General features: G+C 62.6%; 19 protein-coding genes and 1 tRNA gene. 16 read left to right on the top strand and 4 right to left on the bottom strand.

Annotated elements, in window-relative coordinates:
- Positions 1-346: 346 nt before the first annotated feature.
- The 3 genes from V1279_RS17940 to V1279_RS17930 form a co-directional block, all read right to left on the bottom strand.
- On the bottom strand, positions 347-724 hold the full coding sequence (locus tag V1279_RS17940) for a hypothetical protein (RefSeq protein ID WP_334438347.1): 378 nt from the start codon (positions 722-724) through the stop codon (positions 347-349).
- Positions 725-776: 52 nt separating this feature from the next.
- Positions 777-2,033 (bottom strand): peptidase T, encoded by a 1,257-nt coding sequence (gene pepT, locus V1279_RS17935; RefSeq protein ID WP_334438344.1) that lies wholly within the window; start codon positions 2,031-2,033, stop codon positions 777-779.
- Positions 2,034-2,136: 103 nt separating this feature from the next.
- Complete coding sequence (locus tag V1279_RS17930; RefSeq protein ID WP_334438342.1) at positions 2,137-2,436, bottom strand: HU family DNA-binding protein; 300 nt, start codon at positions 2,434-2,436, stop codon at positions 2,137-2,139.
- Between the two features lie 320 nt (positions 2,437-2,756).
- Here V1279_RS17930 and V1279_RS17925 point away from each other — a divergent pair.
- A tRNA-Asp gene (locus tag V1279_RS17925) sits at positions 2,757-2,833 on the top strand.
- A 96-nt stretch (positions 2,834-2,929) separates the two neighbouring features.
- Here the strand turns inward: V1279_RS17925 and V1279_RS17920 are convergent.
- A complete protein-coding gene (locus tag V1279_RS17920; RefSeq protein ID WP_334446441.1) occupies positions 2,930-3,124 on the bottom strand; it encodes a hypothetical protein in 195 nt (64 codons plus the stop codon).
- A 260-nt stretch (positions 3,125-3,384) separates the two neighbouring features.
- On the opposite strand from V1279_RS17920, the gene V1279_RS17915 reads away from it, so the two are divergent.
- From V1279_RS17915 to nuoK, 15 genes are all read left to right on the top strand, one after another.
- On the top strand, positions 3,385-3,657 hold the full coding sequence (locus tag V1279_RS17915) for a hypothetical protein (RefSeq protein ID WP_334438340.1): 273 nt from the start codon (positions 3,385-3,387) through the stop codon (positions 3,655-3,657).
- A gap of 210 nt (positions 3,658-3,867) precedes the next feature.
- A complete protein-coding gene (locus V1279_RS17910) occupies positions 3,868-4,233 on the top strand; it encodes an NADH-quinone oxidoreductase subunit A (protein ID WP_213250440.1) in 366 nt (121 codons plus the stop codon).
- Positions 4,224-4,814 (top strand): NuoB/complex I 20 kDa subunit family protein, encoded by a 591-nt coding sequence (locus V1279_RS17905; RefSeq protein ID WP_334438336.1) that lies wholly within the window; start codon positions 4,224-4,226, stop codon positions 4,812-4,814. The genes V1279_RS17910 and V1279_RS17905 overlap by 10 nt, the downstream gene beginning before the upstream one ends.
- An 11-nt stretch (positions 4,815-4,825) precedes the next feature.
- The gene (locus V1279_RS17900; protein ID WP_334438333.1) at positions 4,826-5,437 is read left to right on the top strand and encodes an NADH-quinone oxidoreductase subunit C; all 612 of its coding nucleotides are present in this window, start codon (positions 4,826-4,828) and stop codon (positions 5,435-5,437) included.
- 2 nt (positions 5,438-5,439) lie between these two features.
- On the top strand, positions 5,440-6,636 hold the full coding sequence (locus V1279_RS17895) for an NADH-quinone oxidoreductase subunit D (RefSeq protein ID WP_334438331.1): 1,197 nt from the start codon (positions 5,440-5,442) through the stop codon (positions 6,634-6,636).
- Positions 6,636-7,595, top strand: a complete 960-nt coding sequence (locus tag V1279_RS17890) for an FkbM family methyltransferase (RefSeq protein WP_334438328.1) — start codon at positions 6,636-6,638, stop codon at positions 7,593-7,595. Before V1279_RS17895 ends, V1279_RS17890 begins: the two co-directional genes overlap by 1 nt.
- Before the next feature lie 11 nt (positions 7,596-7,606).
- Positions 7,607-8,218: an NADH-quinone oxidoreductase subunit NuoE gene (nuoE, locus tag V1279_RS17885; protein ID WP_334438326.1), complete on the top strand. Its 612-nt coding sequence runs from the start codon at positions 7,607-7,609 to the stop codon at positions 8,216-8,218.
- Between the two features lie 108 nt (positions 8,219-8,326).
- On the top strand, positions 8,327-9,652 hold the full coding sequence (gene nuoF / locus V1279_RS17880; RefSeq protein ID WP_334438323.1) for an NADH-quinone oxidoreductase subunit NuoF: 1,326 nt from the start codon (positions 8,327-8,329) through the stop codon (positions 9,650-9,652).
- A gap of 5 nt (positions 9,653-9,657) precedes the next feature.
- Positions 9,658-10,146: a hypothetical protein gene (locus V1279_RS17875; protein ID WP_334438321.1), complete on the top strand. Its 489-nt coding sequence runs from the start codon at positions 9,658-9,660 to the stop codon at positions 10,144-10,146.
- Positions 10,147-10,153: 7 nt separating this feature from the next.
- On the top strand, positions 10,154-12,232 hold the full coding sequence (gene nuoG, locus V1279_RS17870; RefSeq protein ID WP_334438318.1) for an NADH-quinone oxidoreductase subunit NuoG: 2,079 nt from the start codon (positions 10,154-10,156) through the stop codon (positions 12,230-12,232).
- 10 nt (positions 12,233-12,242) lie between these two features.
- Entirely contained in the window at positions 12,243-13,313 is a 1,071-nt protein-coding gene (gene nuoH / locus V1279_RS17865) for an NADH-quinone oxidoreductase subunit NuoH (RefSeq protein WP_334438315.1), read from the top strand.
- A 15-nt stretch (positions 13,314-13,328) separates the two neighbouring features.
- Positions 13,329-13,544: a hypothetical protein gene (locus V1279_RS17860; protein WP_334438312.1), complete on the top strand. Its 216-nt coding sequence runs from the start codon at positions 13,329-13,331 to the stop codon at positions 13,542-13,544.
- Between the two features lie 34 nt (positions 13,545-13,578).
- Positions 13,579-14,073 carry an NADH-quinone oxidoreductase subunit NuoI gene (nuoI, locus tag V1279_RS17855; protein WP_057840541.1) on the top strand — a complete coding sequence of 165 codons (495 nt, stop codon included), beginning with the start codon at positions 13,579-13,581 and terminating at the stop codon, positions 14,071-14,073.
- A gap of 9 nt (positions 14,074-14,082) precedes the next feature.
- On the top strand, positions 14,083-14,721 hold the full coding sequence (locus V1279_RS17850; protein WP_334438305.1) for an NADH-quinone oxidoreductase subunit J: 639 nt from the start codon (positions 14,083-14,085) through the stop codon (positions 14,719-14,721).
- Complete coding sequence (gene nuoK / locus V1279_RS17845) at positions 14,718-15,026, top strand: NADH-quinone oxidoreductase subunit NuoK (protein ID WP_171581897.1); 309 nt, start codon at positions 14,718-14,720, stop codon at positions 15,024-15,026. Before V1279_RS17850 ends, nuoK begins: the two co-directional genes overlap by 4 nt.
- Positions 15,027-15,030: the final 4 nt, after the last annotated feature.

Below are 15,030 nucleotides of genomic sequence, written 5' to 3'. Positions count from 1 at the left end.
CGCCGGATCGCCACCGCCACGCCACCAAACCGCCTAACGAATCAACGACGCCTGTTGCAGTGGGCTGGCGGCGATGCGCATGGGTGCAGCAATGATGCGCTTGTCCAATCTATATCCAACTCCGGCCTGGACTGGGCTGATTATGGTCGCGCTGCTTTTGCTTGGCGCGATCGTCGTTCGAGTGACCACTGTGTCCGAACACAGGGAGGTCCGCACGCACACCGCTCCCGAGAACGGTGGCCGAGTCACCTTGGATATGGGTGTTGCAGACCTGCGTGGGTCGCTGCCGTAAGATAACTTGTTGGGACGGCAACGCGCGTCCGCCGTGCAATGGACGCGAGGAACGCTATTTGATCGTCGCGTGCACAGTAATTACCGACGTGCCAGAAGCCGTCGGTCCCTGACCCGTTGCCTTGATGGCAAAAGTATCGCTTCCCTTATATCTCGCCTTCGCCTTGTATTCGTAAGTAGTTATGTTGAGCTTTTTCAACTTGCCGTGTGCCGGCTTTTGTAAAATGTTCGAGCTACTTACCGTGCCACGCATCGTGATCGGAAATAGGCAACTTTGCCCGGACGCGACGCTAATGTCGCCGGTCGAGTTCTCGCCCCAATCCGCGAGTTCTACCAATTTTGGACAGTCAGGCGCGGCCAGCGCTGGAGATACGGACATTGAGCCTGCAGCTCCAGCGATAAGCGCCAAAGCGGCGACCTTGGACAACCGCATAGTAGACTTCCTCGTTTTCATGCAAAACGGGGATGCAGCTTTGCCGAAGTTGCTACGCCCGCTCTTCCCAAATCATGGCCAGATGCACGATGGTCTCCGCTGCCTTTTCCATGTCCTGGCGGCTCACCCATTCCAGCCGCGAGTGGAACGCGTGTTCGCCGGCGAAGATGTTGGGGCAGGGCAAGCCCATGAACGATAGCCGCGAGCCGTCGGTGCCGCCGCGGATCGAGCTTCGCACCGGTGTCAGCCCCGCGCGGCGGATCGCCTCGATGGCGTAGTCGATGGTCTCGGGGTGACGGTCGATCACCTGCTTCATGTTGCGGTATTGCGGCCTGACCTCCATCCGGTATGTTGAGCGCGGATAATCCTTCATTACGTCCCGGACGATGCCTTCGAGCAGGGCTTCTTTTTCCTTCAGGCCTTCATCGGTGAAATCGCGCACGATGAGGCCGATGGTAGCCTTTTCCAGCGCGCCGGAAATGCCGATCGGATGCAAAAAGCCTTCCTTGCCTTCAGTTGTCTCTGGCGAGCAGGTGTCCTTGGGTAGGCGGTCGATGATGGCCGCCGCGATCTTGATCGCGTGCTCCATCTTGCCCTTGGCAAAGCCCGGATGGGTCGAGACTCCTTCGATGGTGATGGTGGCGCCATCGGCCGAAAAGGTTTCGTCCTCGATATTGCCGGCGGTTTCGCCGTCCATCGTATAGGCGAAGTCGGCGCCGAGTTTCTTCAGGTCGACCTTGTCGACGCCGCGGCCGATCTCCTCGTCGGGCGTGAACAGGATCTTGATGCTGCCGTGCCTGATTTGCGGATTTTGAATCAGGAATCGGGCCGCATCCATGATCTCGGCGAGGCCGGCCTTGTTGTCGGCCCCCAGCAGCGTGGTACCGTCGGTCGTGATGATGTCGTGCCCGACCTGTTCAGTGAGCGCGGGATGATCGGCTGCGCGGATCACCTGCGTGGGATCAGCCGGCAGCACGATGTCGCCGCCGCGATAATTCTTCACGACCTGCGGCTTGACGTTGGCGCCCGTGCAATCTGGTGAAGTGTCCATGTGCGAGCAGAAGCAGATTACCGGCACTTGTCTGTCGGTGTTGGCCGGGATCGTCGCGTAGACATAGCCGTGCTCGTCGAGATGAGCGTCTGCGAGCCCCATCGCCTGCAGCTCCGAAGCCAGCAGGCGGCCCAGATTCTTCTGCTTCTCGGTGGAAGGGCAGGTCGGCGATGCCGGATCGGACTGGGTGTCGATCACGACATAGCGCAGGAAGCGCTCGGTGACATCGTGGGTGAAGGTGATGGGCGAGGCCAGCATGACGGTCCGGAAATGATGAGCAAGGGAACCGCTCTATAGCAGAAAAGCGCCATTCCGGGTCCCTGCCGGAATGACGTTTTTGGTGCGACCGGGAAGCGTCGGCTTAGACGGCTTCCTTGAGTTCCTTGGCCGCGCGGAAGGCGACCTTCTTGCTGGCCTTGATCTGGATCGGCTCGCCCGTGGCCGGGTTGCGCCCGGTGCGGGCGGCGCGCTTGCGGACCTGGAGGATGCCGAGCCCAACGATACGGATGCGCTCGCCCTTCTTCAGGTGTTTTGCGATCTTGCCGACCATGTCGGTCAGGATTGCCTCGGCGGCTTTCTTCGACAGGTCATGTTCCTCGGCCAGCGCTGCCGCCAGATGTTTGAGTGTGACGGTGGCTGGAGTCGCTGCTTTCTTCGCCATAGCTGGCCCTCCTCGTTGGTTGAATGGCTTTAAGCGCGTTTGAAACCGGTTCGCGCGGGAAACGCCTTGCGTGGTGACTTGAAACCCTGAGGATCCGGTCTGCTCAGAGCGGGGGAGGGTTTCAAGAAACCCAGACGTAGCAGGCCTTAAACGATTCGGGTGATCGCTGCCTACGCCGTTTTGCCTGAAAACAGGCCGTTATTTGCATCACAATCGCAGAAACCCCCGTCTGACGCGGGGATTCGCAACGTCCTTGACTAAGCGGGAGCGGGCCTTTATGCCCTCGGTTCTGCGCGGATCAGGATCTGATTACGGCATCCGCGGGAGTAGCTCAGTTGGTTAGAGCGCCGCCCTGTCACGGCGGAGGCCGCGGGTTCGAGTCCCGTCTCTCGCGCCATTATTTCAATGGCTTGACGCCGATCTCCTCACGATCAGCTGCAAACAAAAAGGCCGCCCGAGGGCGGCCGCTTTTATTTCAATTAAGTTGTTCGACTTAGCGGACCGTCGAGGTGTTCGCGCTGGTGACGACCACCGCCTTGCCGGCCTTCACAACTTGGGCAGTCTGGCTGTAATCCGAACCCGTCCGAGCCGAGATGCCGAAAGCGGCAACCGCGATGCCAGCCACAAGCGCGACAACCACGATCTTCAAGTGGGTGCTACGATCCGCTGAGTGAATGGAGTGGTTCATGTGATGCCTCCTGGACGCCTTTGACGTCCTGTGTTGGCCGTAGAAGTACGCCGCGTGTGTTTCAGGATGGTTTCGCGGTTTCGGCAAAATGGTTTCATTCGGCCGGATTTTGGCCGGATTTTCGCCGAGACATCCGTGATATAGATCACATAAAGGTGTTTGACCGACATCGATGCGGGCCGCGGGGACGCAGGCCGGGATCAAAACAAGCGGGCCGACACCCCGGCCGAATCCGGCGGCCGTGAGCAGCATGATCGCGGATGCCCGGTGCCCGCATGCTCGGTCTTGCGACCGTTTGCGCGATCGCAAAGGGCGGGATGAAAGCTGACCAGGAAGGAAGTGGCAGCCAGCCCGGCAACCATGGTGGTGAAGTCGGATGTCAGCATGCACGGCGCAAACGCCGGGCCGGTGAGTCCCGAAGTCACCGGGGGCCACAGCTCGGCAAGGACGAGCTCAAGGTGCTCCTCGACCAGATCGATCGCCTGACCGACACGGCTGCCCAAATGCTCGCGGACGAAAAGGATTTGAACTGAAATTCGGCACTTTGCGGCCCGACGTGCGTTGGTTGGGCAAGGCAAGGGCGAGGCAGGAACGCAACACTTTTTCGGGTTCTGCCGATGCGCCAAGGGCGGGCAAACGCCGTCAAGCCGGCTTGTCTTGCGCCCTCTGTTGCGCTGCGCTAAGCCAAGAATAATTCCAATCAACGAATCTGCGGTCGAAATCCGCAGGAAAAGGCACGGCCGATGAACGGCATCCTGCAGAATTACCTTCCACTTGTGGTGTTTATCGGGGTGGCGAGCCTGATCGGTCTGGCGCTCCTGATCGCCCCGTTCCTGGTCGCGTTCCAGCAGCCGGACCCGGAAAAGCTGTCCGCCTATGAATGCGGATTCAACGCTTTTGACGACGCCCGCATGAAGTTCGACGTCCGCTTCTACCTGGTCGCGATCCTCTTCATCATCTTCGACCTCGAAGTGGCATTCCTGTTCCCCTGGGCGGTTGCGTTCGGCAAGCTCGGCGCCACCGGCTTCTGGTCGATGATGGTGTTCCTCGCCGTCCTCACGGTCGGCTTTGCTTATGAGTGGAAGAAAGGCGCGCTCGAATGGGATTGAGCCCGACAGCCATAGGCTCTTCGCCTGATATCGCGCAGGCGCCGAAGGGCATTCTCGACCCCTCGACCGGCAAGCCGGTCGGAGCCAATGACCCGTTCTTCCTCGAGGTCAACCACGAACTGTCAGACAAGGGCTTCTTCGTTGCCGCCGCCGACGACCTGGTCACCTGGGCGCGCACGGGCTCCCTGATGTGGATGACGTTCGGTCTCGCCTGCTGCGCGGTCGAGATGATGCAGGTGTCGATGCCGCGCTACGACGTCGAGCGCTTCGGGTTTGCGCCGCGCGCCTCGCCACGGCAGTCCGACGTCATGATCGTGGCTGGCACGCTGACCAACAAGATGGCGCCGGCGCTGCGCAAGGTCTACGACCAGATGCCTGAGCCGCGCTACGTGATCTCGATGGGGTCGTGCGCCAATGGCGGCGGCTACTATCACTATTCCTATTCGGTCGTGCGCGGCTGCGACCGTATCGTGCCGGTCGACATCTACGTGCCCGGATGCCCGCCGACGGCGGAGGCGCTGCTCTACGGCATATTGCTGCTGCAGAAGAAGATCCGGCGCATCGGGACCATCGAACGCTAAGGTTTCAGGTAATGGACGACGGCAAGCTCGACGCCCTAGGGCAGACGATTGTTAGCGCGCTTGGCGGCGCGGCCAGCGCCCATGCGGTCGCGTTCAACCAGCTCACCGTCACGGTCGAGGCCGGCAAGATCGTCGAGGTCATGAAGCACCTGCGCGATGATCCCGCGCTGCGCTTCGTCAACATCACCGACGTGACCGCGGTCGACTATCCCGGCCGCGAGAAGCGTTTCGACGTGGTCTATCATCTGTTGTCGCCGACGCTGAACGAGCGCATCCGCATCCGCGCCGAGGCCGATGAGACCACGCAGGTGCCGTCGATCATCGACGTGTTTCCCGGCGCCGACTGGTTCGAGCGCGAGACGTATGACCTTTACGGCGTGATCTTCACCGGCCACCCCGACATGCGGCGGCTCCTGACAGATTACGGCTTCGACGGACACCCGCTGCGCAAGGATTTCCCGCTGACCGGCTTCGTCGAGGTGCGTTACGACGACCAGGAGAAGCGGGTGCTCTACGAGCCGGTCCGCCTCAACCAGGAATTCCGCAAATTCGATTTCCTCTCGCCCTGGGAAGGCGCGGACTATCCGCTGCCGGGCGATGAGAAGGCTGAGCCGAAGGCCTGACCATGAACGAACAACCGCAAAAGCTTCGTAACTTTACGATCAACTTTGGGCCACAGCATCCGGCGGCGCATGGCGTGCTGCGCCTCGTGCTGGAGCTCGACGGCGAAGTCGTCGAGCGGGTCGATCCGCATATCGGCCTCCTGCATCGCGGCACCGAAAAGCTGATCGAGCAGAAGACCTACCTGCAGGCGATCCCGTATTTCGACCGGCTCGATTACGTCGCGCCGATGAATCAGGAGCACGCCTTCTGTCTCGCCGCGGAAAAGCTGCTCGGCATTACCGTTCCGCGCCGCGGCCAGTTGATCCGCGTGCTCTACTGCGAGATCGGCCGTATCCTGTCACACCTGCTCAACGTCACCACGCAGGCGATGGACGTCGGCGCGCTGACCCCTCCGCTGTGGGGTTTTGAAGAGCGCGAAAAGCTGATGGTGTTTTATGAGCGCGCCTCCGGCTCGCGCATGCATGCGGCCTATTTCCGCGTCGGCGGCGTGCATCAGGACCTGCCGCCGAAACTGATCGACGATATCGAGGCGTGGTGCGATCCGTTCCTGCAGGTGGTGGCCGACCTCGAAACGCTGCTGACCGGTAACCGCATCTTCAAGCAGCGCAACGTCGACATCGGCGTGGTGACGCTGCAGCAGGCCTGGGAGTGGGGCTTCTCCGGCGTGATGGTGCGCGGCTCGGGCGCCGCCTGGGACCTGCGCAAGTCGCAGCCCTATGAGTGCTACGCCGAAATGGATTTCGACATTCCGATCGGCAAGAACGGCGACTGCTACGACCGCTACTGCATCCGCATGGAAGAGATGCGCCAGTCGGTGCGCATCATGAGGCAGTGCATCGCGAAACTGCGCGCGCCCGACGGGCAGGGCCCGGTCGTGGTCGAGGACAACAAGATCGCGCCGCCGCGCCGCGGCGAGATGAAGCGCTCGATGGAAGCGCTGATCCATCACTTCAAGCTCTACACCGAAGGCGTTCGCGTGCCGGCCGGCGAGGTCTACGCCGCGGTCGAGGCGCCCAAGGGCGAGTTCGGCGTCTATCTGGTTTCCGACGGCACCAACAAGCCCTACAAGTGCAAGATCCGCGCGCCGGGCTTTGCCCATCTGCAGGCGATGGACTTCATCTGCCGCGGCCATCTGCTCGCCGACGTCTCGGCGATTCTCGGCTCGCTCGACATCGTGTTCGGAGAGGTCGATCGGTGATGGCGCAGGCGCCCATCCAGTTTGACCGGGCTTCGGGCGCGCTCGTAGGTGCGAACACGTGGGAGCGTTTGGCCGCGGTTGCGCTGGTGCTGGGGTCGAAGGTGGCGTCGAATTTTTCGCACCGCGGCTACAATATGTGCGCCAATCTCTTGCGCACGACGCTGCCCGAGCGCGGCATCCAGATCAAACTCAATCCCGACGCCATCTTCGAGTTTCCCTATGGCGACGGCTACTGGAGCAAGCTGCTCAATCGAAGCTACAGCTACGAAGACGAGCTGGAGCTGTTGTTCCGCGATTCCGCCGACGTCGACTACACGCTGCTCGATTGCGGCGCCAACTACGGCTACTGGTCGGTCTTGGTGTCGAGCCAGCCGTTCGGTTCGCACAAGGCGATCGCGATCGAGCCGTCGGGGCAGAATTTTCCAAAGCTTGCCAACAACGCCAAGATCAACGGCAATCGTTTCGAGGCCGTGAAATGCGCGATCGGCGCGACACGCGGTACCGCACTGTTGTCCGGCACCAAGCATGAGGCGTTCAGCATCGCCGGCGACCAGTCGGATGGCGAGGAGGTGCCGGTCATCGCGCTCGATAATCTGCTGGATGACGGCAAGGTTACCCCCGGCGGCAAATATCTGATCAAGCTCGACGTCGAGGGCGTCGAGATCGAGGCGATGAAGGGCGGCGTGCGGCTGATGCAGGGTGACAGCGTGCTGCTGTGCGAGGAGCACGGCAACGATCCCCGACATACCGTGTCGCGCTACATCCTCGAACAGACTCCGCTGAAGCTGATCGTCTACGACCCGCGCAGCAATCGCCTTGAAACCGTGACCGACCTTTCGATTCTGGACCGGATCAAGGTTTCAACCCATGTCGGCTACAACGTGTTCGGCACCGCAAGCGCATTCTGGCTCGCCCGGATCGATGCGCTCAATGCGAAAGCCGCACGCCGCGTGCAATGAGAGACTGAACGATGTCCGTCCGCCGCCTCGCACCAAAGGAATTGCAGCCCGCGAGCTTCACGTTCTCGGAAGAGAACCTCGCCTGGGCCAAGGCGCAGATCGAAAAGTATCCGCCGGGTCGCCAGGCGTCCGCGGTGATCGCGATCCTGTGGCGCGTCCAGGAACAGCATGAGGGATGGGTTTCGGAAGCCGCGATCCGCGCCGTCGCCGACCTCCTGGAAATGCCCTACATCCGCGTGCTGGAAGTGGCGACCTTCTACACGATGTTTCAGCTCCAGCCGGTCGGCAAGAAGGCCCATGTGCAGGTCTGCGGCACCACGCCGTGCCGCCTGCGCGGCGCCGAGGACATCATCAAGGTGTGCCAGAGCCGCATCCATCACGATCCCTTCCATCTGTCGAAGGACGGCAATTTCAGCTGGGAAGAGGTCGAATGCCTCGGTGCCTGCGTGAACGCGCCGATGGTGCTGATCTGGAAAGACACCTACGAAGACCTGACCAGGGAAAGCTTTGGCAAGGTGCTGGACGGCTTTGCGTCCGGCAATCCGCCGAAGCCGGGACCGCAGATCGACCGTCAGTTCTCGGCGCCGGTGGGCGGGCCGACGACGCTGAAGGAAACCACATGACGTTCGGCGGCGCCTTGCTCGTGGACGGTCCGGCAAAGGGTAGCGTGATCGGCGTGCGCCGGGCTCGCCTGCATGCCGTCCAATCGTTGATCTGAGGAATTTCAAGTCATGCTCGACGACAAGGATCGCATCTTCAAGAACCTCTACGGCCTCCACGATTGGGGGCTTGAGGGCGCGCGCCGCCGTGGCGCGTGGGACGGCACCAAGGCGATCATCGACAAGGGCCGCGACTGGATCATTGCCGAGATGAAGGCCTCCGGCCTGCGCGGACGCGGCGGGGCGGGTTTTCCGACCGGCCTGAAATGGTCGTTCATGCCGAAGGAATCGACCGACGGGCGGCCGAGCTATCTCGTGGTCAATGCCGACGAGTCCGAGCCCGGCACCTGCAAGGACCGCGAGATCATGCGGCACGACCCGCATCTCCTGGTCGAGGGCTGTCTGCTGGCAAGCTTCGCGATGGGCGCGCATGCCTGCTACATCTATGTGCGCGGCGAGTTCATCCGGGAGCGGGAGCATCTGCAGGCCGCGATCGATCAGGCCTATGACGCAAAACTGGTCGGCAAGGACAACCTCAATGGCTGGCCGTTCGACATCTATGTCGCCCATGGCGCCGGCGCCTATATCTGCGGCGAGGAAACCGCGCTGCTGGAGAGCCTCGAGGGCAAGAAGGGCCAGCCGCGGCTGAAGCCGCCGTTCCCGGCCAATGTCGGCCTCTATGGCTGCCCGACCACCGTCAATAACGTCGAGTCCATCGCGGTTGCGCCTGACATCCTGCGGCGCGGCGCGGCGTGGTTCGCCGCGATCGGCCGGCCCAACAATGTCGGCACCAAGCTGTTTTGCATTTCCGGTCACGTCGAGCGGCCCTGCAACGTCGAAGAGGCGATGGGGATTCCGTTCCGCGAACTGATCGAGCGCCATTGCGGCGGCATTCGCGGCGGCTGGGGCAATCTGAAGGCCGTGATCCCCGGCGGCTCGTCGGTGCGCATGGTGCCGGCCGAGCAGATCATCGACACGCCAATGGATTTCGACAGCTTGAGTAAATTGCGCTCCGGCCTCGGCACCGCCGCCGTCATCGTGATGGACAAGTCGACCGACCTGATCCGGGCGATCGCGCGCATCTCCTATTTCTACAAGCATGAGAGCTGCGGCCAGTGCACGCCGTGCCGCGAAGGCACGGGCTGGATGTGGCGCGTGCTGACCCGCATGGCCGAGGGCCGCGCCCACAAGCGCGAAATCGACATGCTGCTGGAAGTGACCAAGCAGGTCGAAGGCCACACCATCTGCGCGCTCGGCGACGCTGCGGCCTGGCCGATCCAGGGCCTGATCGCGCATTTCCGTCACGAGATCGAAGCGCGCATCGACCAGTATTCGCACAAGGCCGATATCGACGATATCGGCGTGCGTGATCCCGTGAACATGGTTGCGGCGGAGTGATCGCGATGTCGCAACCAAGCTTCTGGTGGCAGAGATACGGAACGCTGGCGCAGATGGCGCAGGCGGCCGTGGCGCTGCTCGGCTTTGTTGCGATCCTGTTCCAGATCAACGAGATCCGCACCAACAACCGGGCATCCAGCGCGCGGCAGGCGTTTCTGGGCTATACGGATCTGGCGTTCCAGAACCCGAAATTCTCGCAGCCCGACTACGACGCGATCAAGGCCGGCAGCCGCGACGAGCAGGTCCAGTATGAGAGCTTCGTCACGTACTTCCTCTACGCCTGCGAGGAAGCGATCGGCGCGTTCGCGGGAAAGCGCGAGTGGCTGGCGTCCTGCGATTACGACCTGAAGCCGCATCTGCCGTTCCTGTGCGAGAAGAACGCGGCGCAGCCGGCCTATCTCGCCACCTATGGCGCCGAGACCCAGCAATGGATCAAGGCGTCGCTGAAGACCGCCAGCGTTACACCGCCAGACTGCAAGCTGGGAAAGACCTGAGACAGCTATGACCAAACTCATCATCGACGGCAAAGAGATCGATGTGCCTGCGGAGTACACGCTGCTGCAGGCGTGCGAGGCCGCCGGCGCCGAAATTCCGCGCTTCTGCTACCACGAGCGGCTGTCGATTGCCGGCAATTGCCGGATGTGCCTCGTCGAGATCAAGGGCGGCCCGAAGCCGGTCGCAAGCTGCGCCTGGGGCGTGCGCGACTGCCGTCCCGGTCCGAAGGGCGAGCCGCCGGAAATCTCGACGCGTTCGCCGATGGTGAAGAAGGCGCGCGAAGGCGTGATGGAATTTCTGCTGATCAACCACCCGCTGGATTGCCCGATCTGCGACCAGGGCGGCGAGTGCGATCTGCAGGACCAGGCGATGGGCTACGGCGTCGACACCTCGCGCTATGCCGAGAACAAGCGCGCGGTCGAGGACAAGTATCTCGGCGCGCTGGTCAAGACCTCGATGAACCGTTGCATCCAGTGCACGCGCTGCGTCCGCTTCTCCGCCGAAGTCGCCGGCGCCCCGGAAATGGGCGCCACCGGCCGCGGCGAGGACATGGAGATCACGACCTATCTGGAGCAGGCGCTGACCTCGGAGCTGCAGGGCAACCTCGTCGATATCTGCCCCGTCGGCGCGCTGACCTCAAAACCGTACGCGTTCGCCGCGCGCCCGTGGGAACTCGGCAAGACCCAGTCGGTCGACGTCATGGATGGCGTGGGCTCCGCGATCCGCGTCGATACCCGCGGCCGCGAGGTGATGCGGATCCTGCCGCGCATCAACGAGGCCGTGAACGAGGAATGGATTTCCGACAAGACCCGCCACATCGTCGACGGCCTGCGCACGCAGCGGCTCGACCGGCCCTATGTCAGGGAGAACGGCAAGCTTCGCGCCGCGTCGTGGCAGGAAGCTTTCGCGGCAATTGCTGCCAAGGTCCGGATGAGCGACGGCAAGCGGATCGGGGCCATCGCCGGCGATCTCGCCGCGGTCGAGGAGATGTTCGCGTTCAAGGATCTCCTGGGCCGATACGGTTCCACCAATCTGGCGGTGCAGGGCGGCGACGCCTTCGACCCCAAGGCCGGCCGCGCGACCTGGACCTTCAACCCGACCATTGCCGGGATCGAGCAGGCCGATGCGCTCCTGATCATTGGCGCCAATCCGCGCAAGGAAGCCGCCGTCCTCAACGCGCGGATCCGCAAGCGCTGGCGCACCGGCCACCTCAAGGTCGGCCTGATCGGCGCCAAGGCCGATCTCACCTATGATTACGACTATCTCGGCGCGGGCACGGATACGCTCGGTGAACTCGCGAGCGGCAAGCATTCCTTCACCGAGGTGCTGAAAGGCGCCAAGAACCCGATCGTGCTGGTCGGCGCCGGGGCGCTTTCGCGGCATGACGGCGGGGCGGTGCTGGCGCTGGCGGCCAAGGTCGCCGCAGGTGCCGGCGCGCTCAAGGACGGCTGGAACGGCTTTGCCGTGCTGCAGGATACCGCCTCGCGCGCGGGCGCGCTCGATATCGGCTTTGCGCCCGGCAAAGGCGGCCTCAGCCTGGCGCAGATGACGACCTTCGGCACGCTGGATGTGCTATTCCTGCTGGGGGCCGACGAGGTGAAGGTGCCGGACGGCACGTTCGTGGTCTATATCGGCACCCATGGCGACCGTGGCGCGCACCGCGCCGACGTCATCCTGCCGGGCGCGGCCTACACCGAAAAATCCGGCCTCTACGTCAACACCGAGGGCCGGGTACAGATCGCCAGCCGTGCGGCGTTCCCGCCCGGCGAGGCGCGCGAGGACTGGGCGATCGTCCGCGCGCTGTCGGATGTGCTGGGCAAGAAGCTGCCCTATGATTCCCTGCAGGCGTTGCGCCAGGCGCTGTTCAAGGCGGTCCCGCATCTGATGCGGATCGACCAGATCGAGCCCGGCAAGGCCGAGGACATCAAGGCGTTGGCGGGCAAGAAGGGCGGCAAGGTCGACAAGACCCCGTTCAAGAGTTCGGTCGAGGATTTCTATCTGACCAACCCGATCGCGCGGGCCTCGGCGGTGATGGCGGAATGTTCCCGGCTGGCGTCCGGGAAAATGCTGACGGCAGCGGAGTGAGCGTGACCTGATGGCTGATTTCTTCGCAAGCTCGTTCTGGACCGGTTTTCTCTGGCCGCTGATCATCATGGTCGCGCAGAGCCTGTTGCTGCTCGTCGTGCTCCTGATCGCGATCGCCTACATCCTGCTCGCCGACCGCAAGATCTGGGCGGCGGTGCAGATCCGCCGCGGCCCCAACGTCGTCGGCCCCTGGGGCCTCTTACAATCCTTCGCGGACCTCTTAAAATTCGTGCTGAAGGAGCCGATCATCCCGTCCGGCTCCAACAAGGGCGTGTTCCTGCTGGCGCCGCTGGTGTCCTGCGTGCTGGCGCTGGCCGCCTGGGCCGTGATCCCGATGGATCTCGGCTGGGTGATATCCGACATCAATGTGGGCGTGCTCTACATCTTCGCGATCTCGTCGCTGTCGATCTACGGCATCATCATGGCCGGCTGGTCGTCGAACTCGAAATATCCGTTCCTGGCCGCGCTCCGCTCCGCCGCGCAGATGGTGTCCTACGAAGTCTCGATCGGCTTCGTCATCATCACCGTCTTGCTGTGCGCCGGGACCCTCAATCTGTCGGCCCTGGTGGAAGCGCAGAACACCCGCGGCTTCGCCAGCCTGATCGGCCTGCCGCAGCTCACCATCCTGAACTGGTATGTGTGGCCGCTGTTCCCGATGTTCGTGGTGTTCTACGTCTCGGCGCTGGCCGAAACCAACCGCCCGCCGTTCGATCTGGTGGAAGCGGAATCCGAACTGGTCGCGGGCTTCATGGTCGAATACGGCTCGACGCCGTATCTGCTGTTCATGCTCGGCGAATATGTCGCGATCACCACGATGTGCGCGTTGGCGACAATCATGTTCCTCGGCGGCTGGCTGCCGCCGGTGGCGCTGCCGCCGTTTACCTGGATCCCCGGCGTCGTCTGGTTCGCGCTGAAGGTGTTCTTCATGTTCTTCATGTTCGCGATGGCGAAGGCGATCGTGCCGCGCTACCGCTACGATCAACTGATGCGACTCGGCTGGAAGGTGTTTTTGCCGCTGTCGCTGGCGATGGTGGTGATCGTCGCCGGGGTGCTGCAGTTTGCCGGGATCGCGCCGAAATGAGGAGGGTAGAACGCAATGCTATCTATACCTGGCCTGATCGGTGCCGCCGTGGGATTGGCGGCATCGAGCCTGATCTATTTCGTGACCATGTTCATGCTCCAACGTCAGACGGTGGATTCGATCACAAGCGCGGAGGAGCGCGAACGCAGCGCGGCGGCCATTCGGATGATCTTGCTCGCAGACATTCCGATCATGGTCGCGGTTGGATACTACGTCGGTCAGCTTCTTTGATGACGAGGGCCGGCGGCAGAAAGAGGACCTGGGCATGAGTGTCAACGTCAACGCAACCGCCCGTGCGCTTCTCTTGAGCGAATTCGTATCGGCGTTCTTTCTCGCCATGCGCTATTTCTTCAAGCCGAAGCCGACGCTGAACTATCCCTTCGAGAAGGGCCCGATCTCACCGCGCTTCCGCGGCGAGCATGCGCTGCGCCGCTATCCGAACGGCGAGGAGCGCTGCATCGCCTGCAAGCTGTGCGAGGCGATCTGCCCGGCGCAGGCGATCACGATCGAGGCCGGGCCGCGCCGCAACGATGGCACCCGCCGCACCGTGCGCTACGACATCGATATGGTGAAATGCATCTATTGCGGCCTGTGCCAGGAAGCCTGCCCGGTCGATGCCATCGTCGAAGGACCGAATTTCGAATTCGCGACCGAGACCCGCGAGGAACTTTATTATGACAAGGCGAAACTGCTCGCCAATGGCGACCGCTGGGAGCGCGAGATTGCGAAAGCCATCGAACTCGACGCGCCGTACCGGTGAGGTGAGGGCATGATCCTTCCCGCGCTGTTCTTCTATCTCTTCGCCGGCGTCTGCGTGGCCTCGGCGGTCATGGTGATTGTGTCGCGCAATCCCGTGCACTCCGTGCTGTACCTGATCCTGGCCTTCGTCAACGCTGCCGGCCTGTTCGTGCTGATGGGCGCCGAATTCCTCGGCATGATGCTGATCGTGGTCTATGTCGGCGCGGTCGCAGTGCTGTTCCTGTTCGTGATCATGATGCTCGACGTCGACTTCGTCGAACTGCGCGAAGGTTTTCTGGAATACCTGCCGATTGGTTTGGTGATCGGCGGCATTTTCCTCGTCGAACTGCTGCTGGTCGCCGGCGGCTGGGTCATCAATCCCGGTACCGTCAAGCAGATCACGGCGGCGATCCCGACCAATGTCAGCAACACCGAGGCGCTCGGGCTGGTGCTCTATACGAAGTACATCCACTACTTCCAGATCGCCGGCATGGTGCTCCTGGTGGCGATGATCGGCGCCATCGTGCTGACGCTGCGCCACAAGGCGAAGGTCAAGCGGCAGGACATCAACGTGCAGAATGCGCGGACGCCGGAACTGGCGATGGCCGTGCGCAAGGTGGCGTCCGGGCAAGGTCTGCAGGACGCGGATGCGGCGGAGTGGGTGAAATGACGATCGGTCTGGGGCACTATCTCGCGGTCGGCGCCATCCTGTTCACGCTCGGGATTCTCGGCATCTTCCTGAACCGCAAGAACATCATCGTCATCCTGATGTCGATCGAGCTGATCCTGCTCGCAGTCAACATCAACCTGGTGGCGTTCTCGACCTTCCTCGGCGACATCGTCGGGCAGGTGTTTGCGCTCTTGGTGCTGACGGTTGCGGCGGCTGAAGCTGCGATCGGTCTCGCGGTGCTTGTGGTGTATTTCCGCAACCGCGGTTCGATCGCGGTTGAAGACGTCAATCTGATGAAGGGCTAGCTCA

The sequence above is a fragment of the Bradyrhizobium sp. AZCC 1610 genome, from assembly GCF_036924515.1.
Classification (GTDB): Bacteria; Pseudomonadota; Alphaproteobacteria; order Rhizobiales; family Xanthobacteraceae; genus Bradyrhizobium.
The sequence above is the reverse complement of the archived record's forward strand: the minus strand, read 5'-3'. Positions and strand labels throughout refer to the sequence as shown.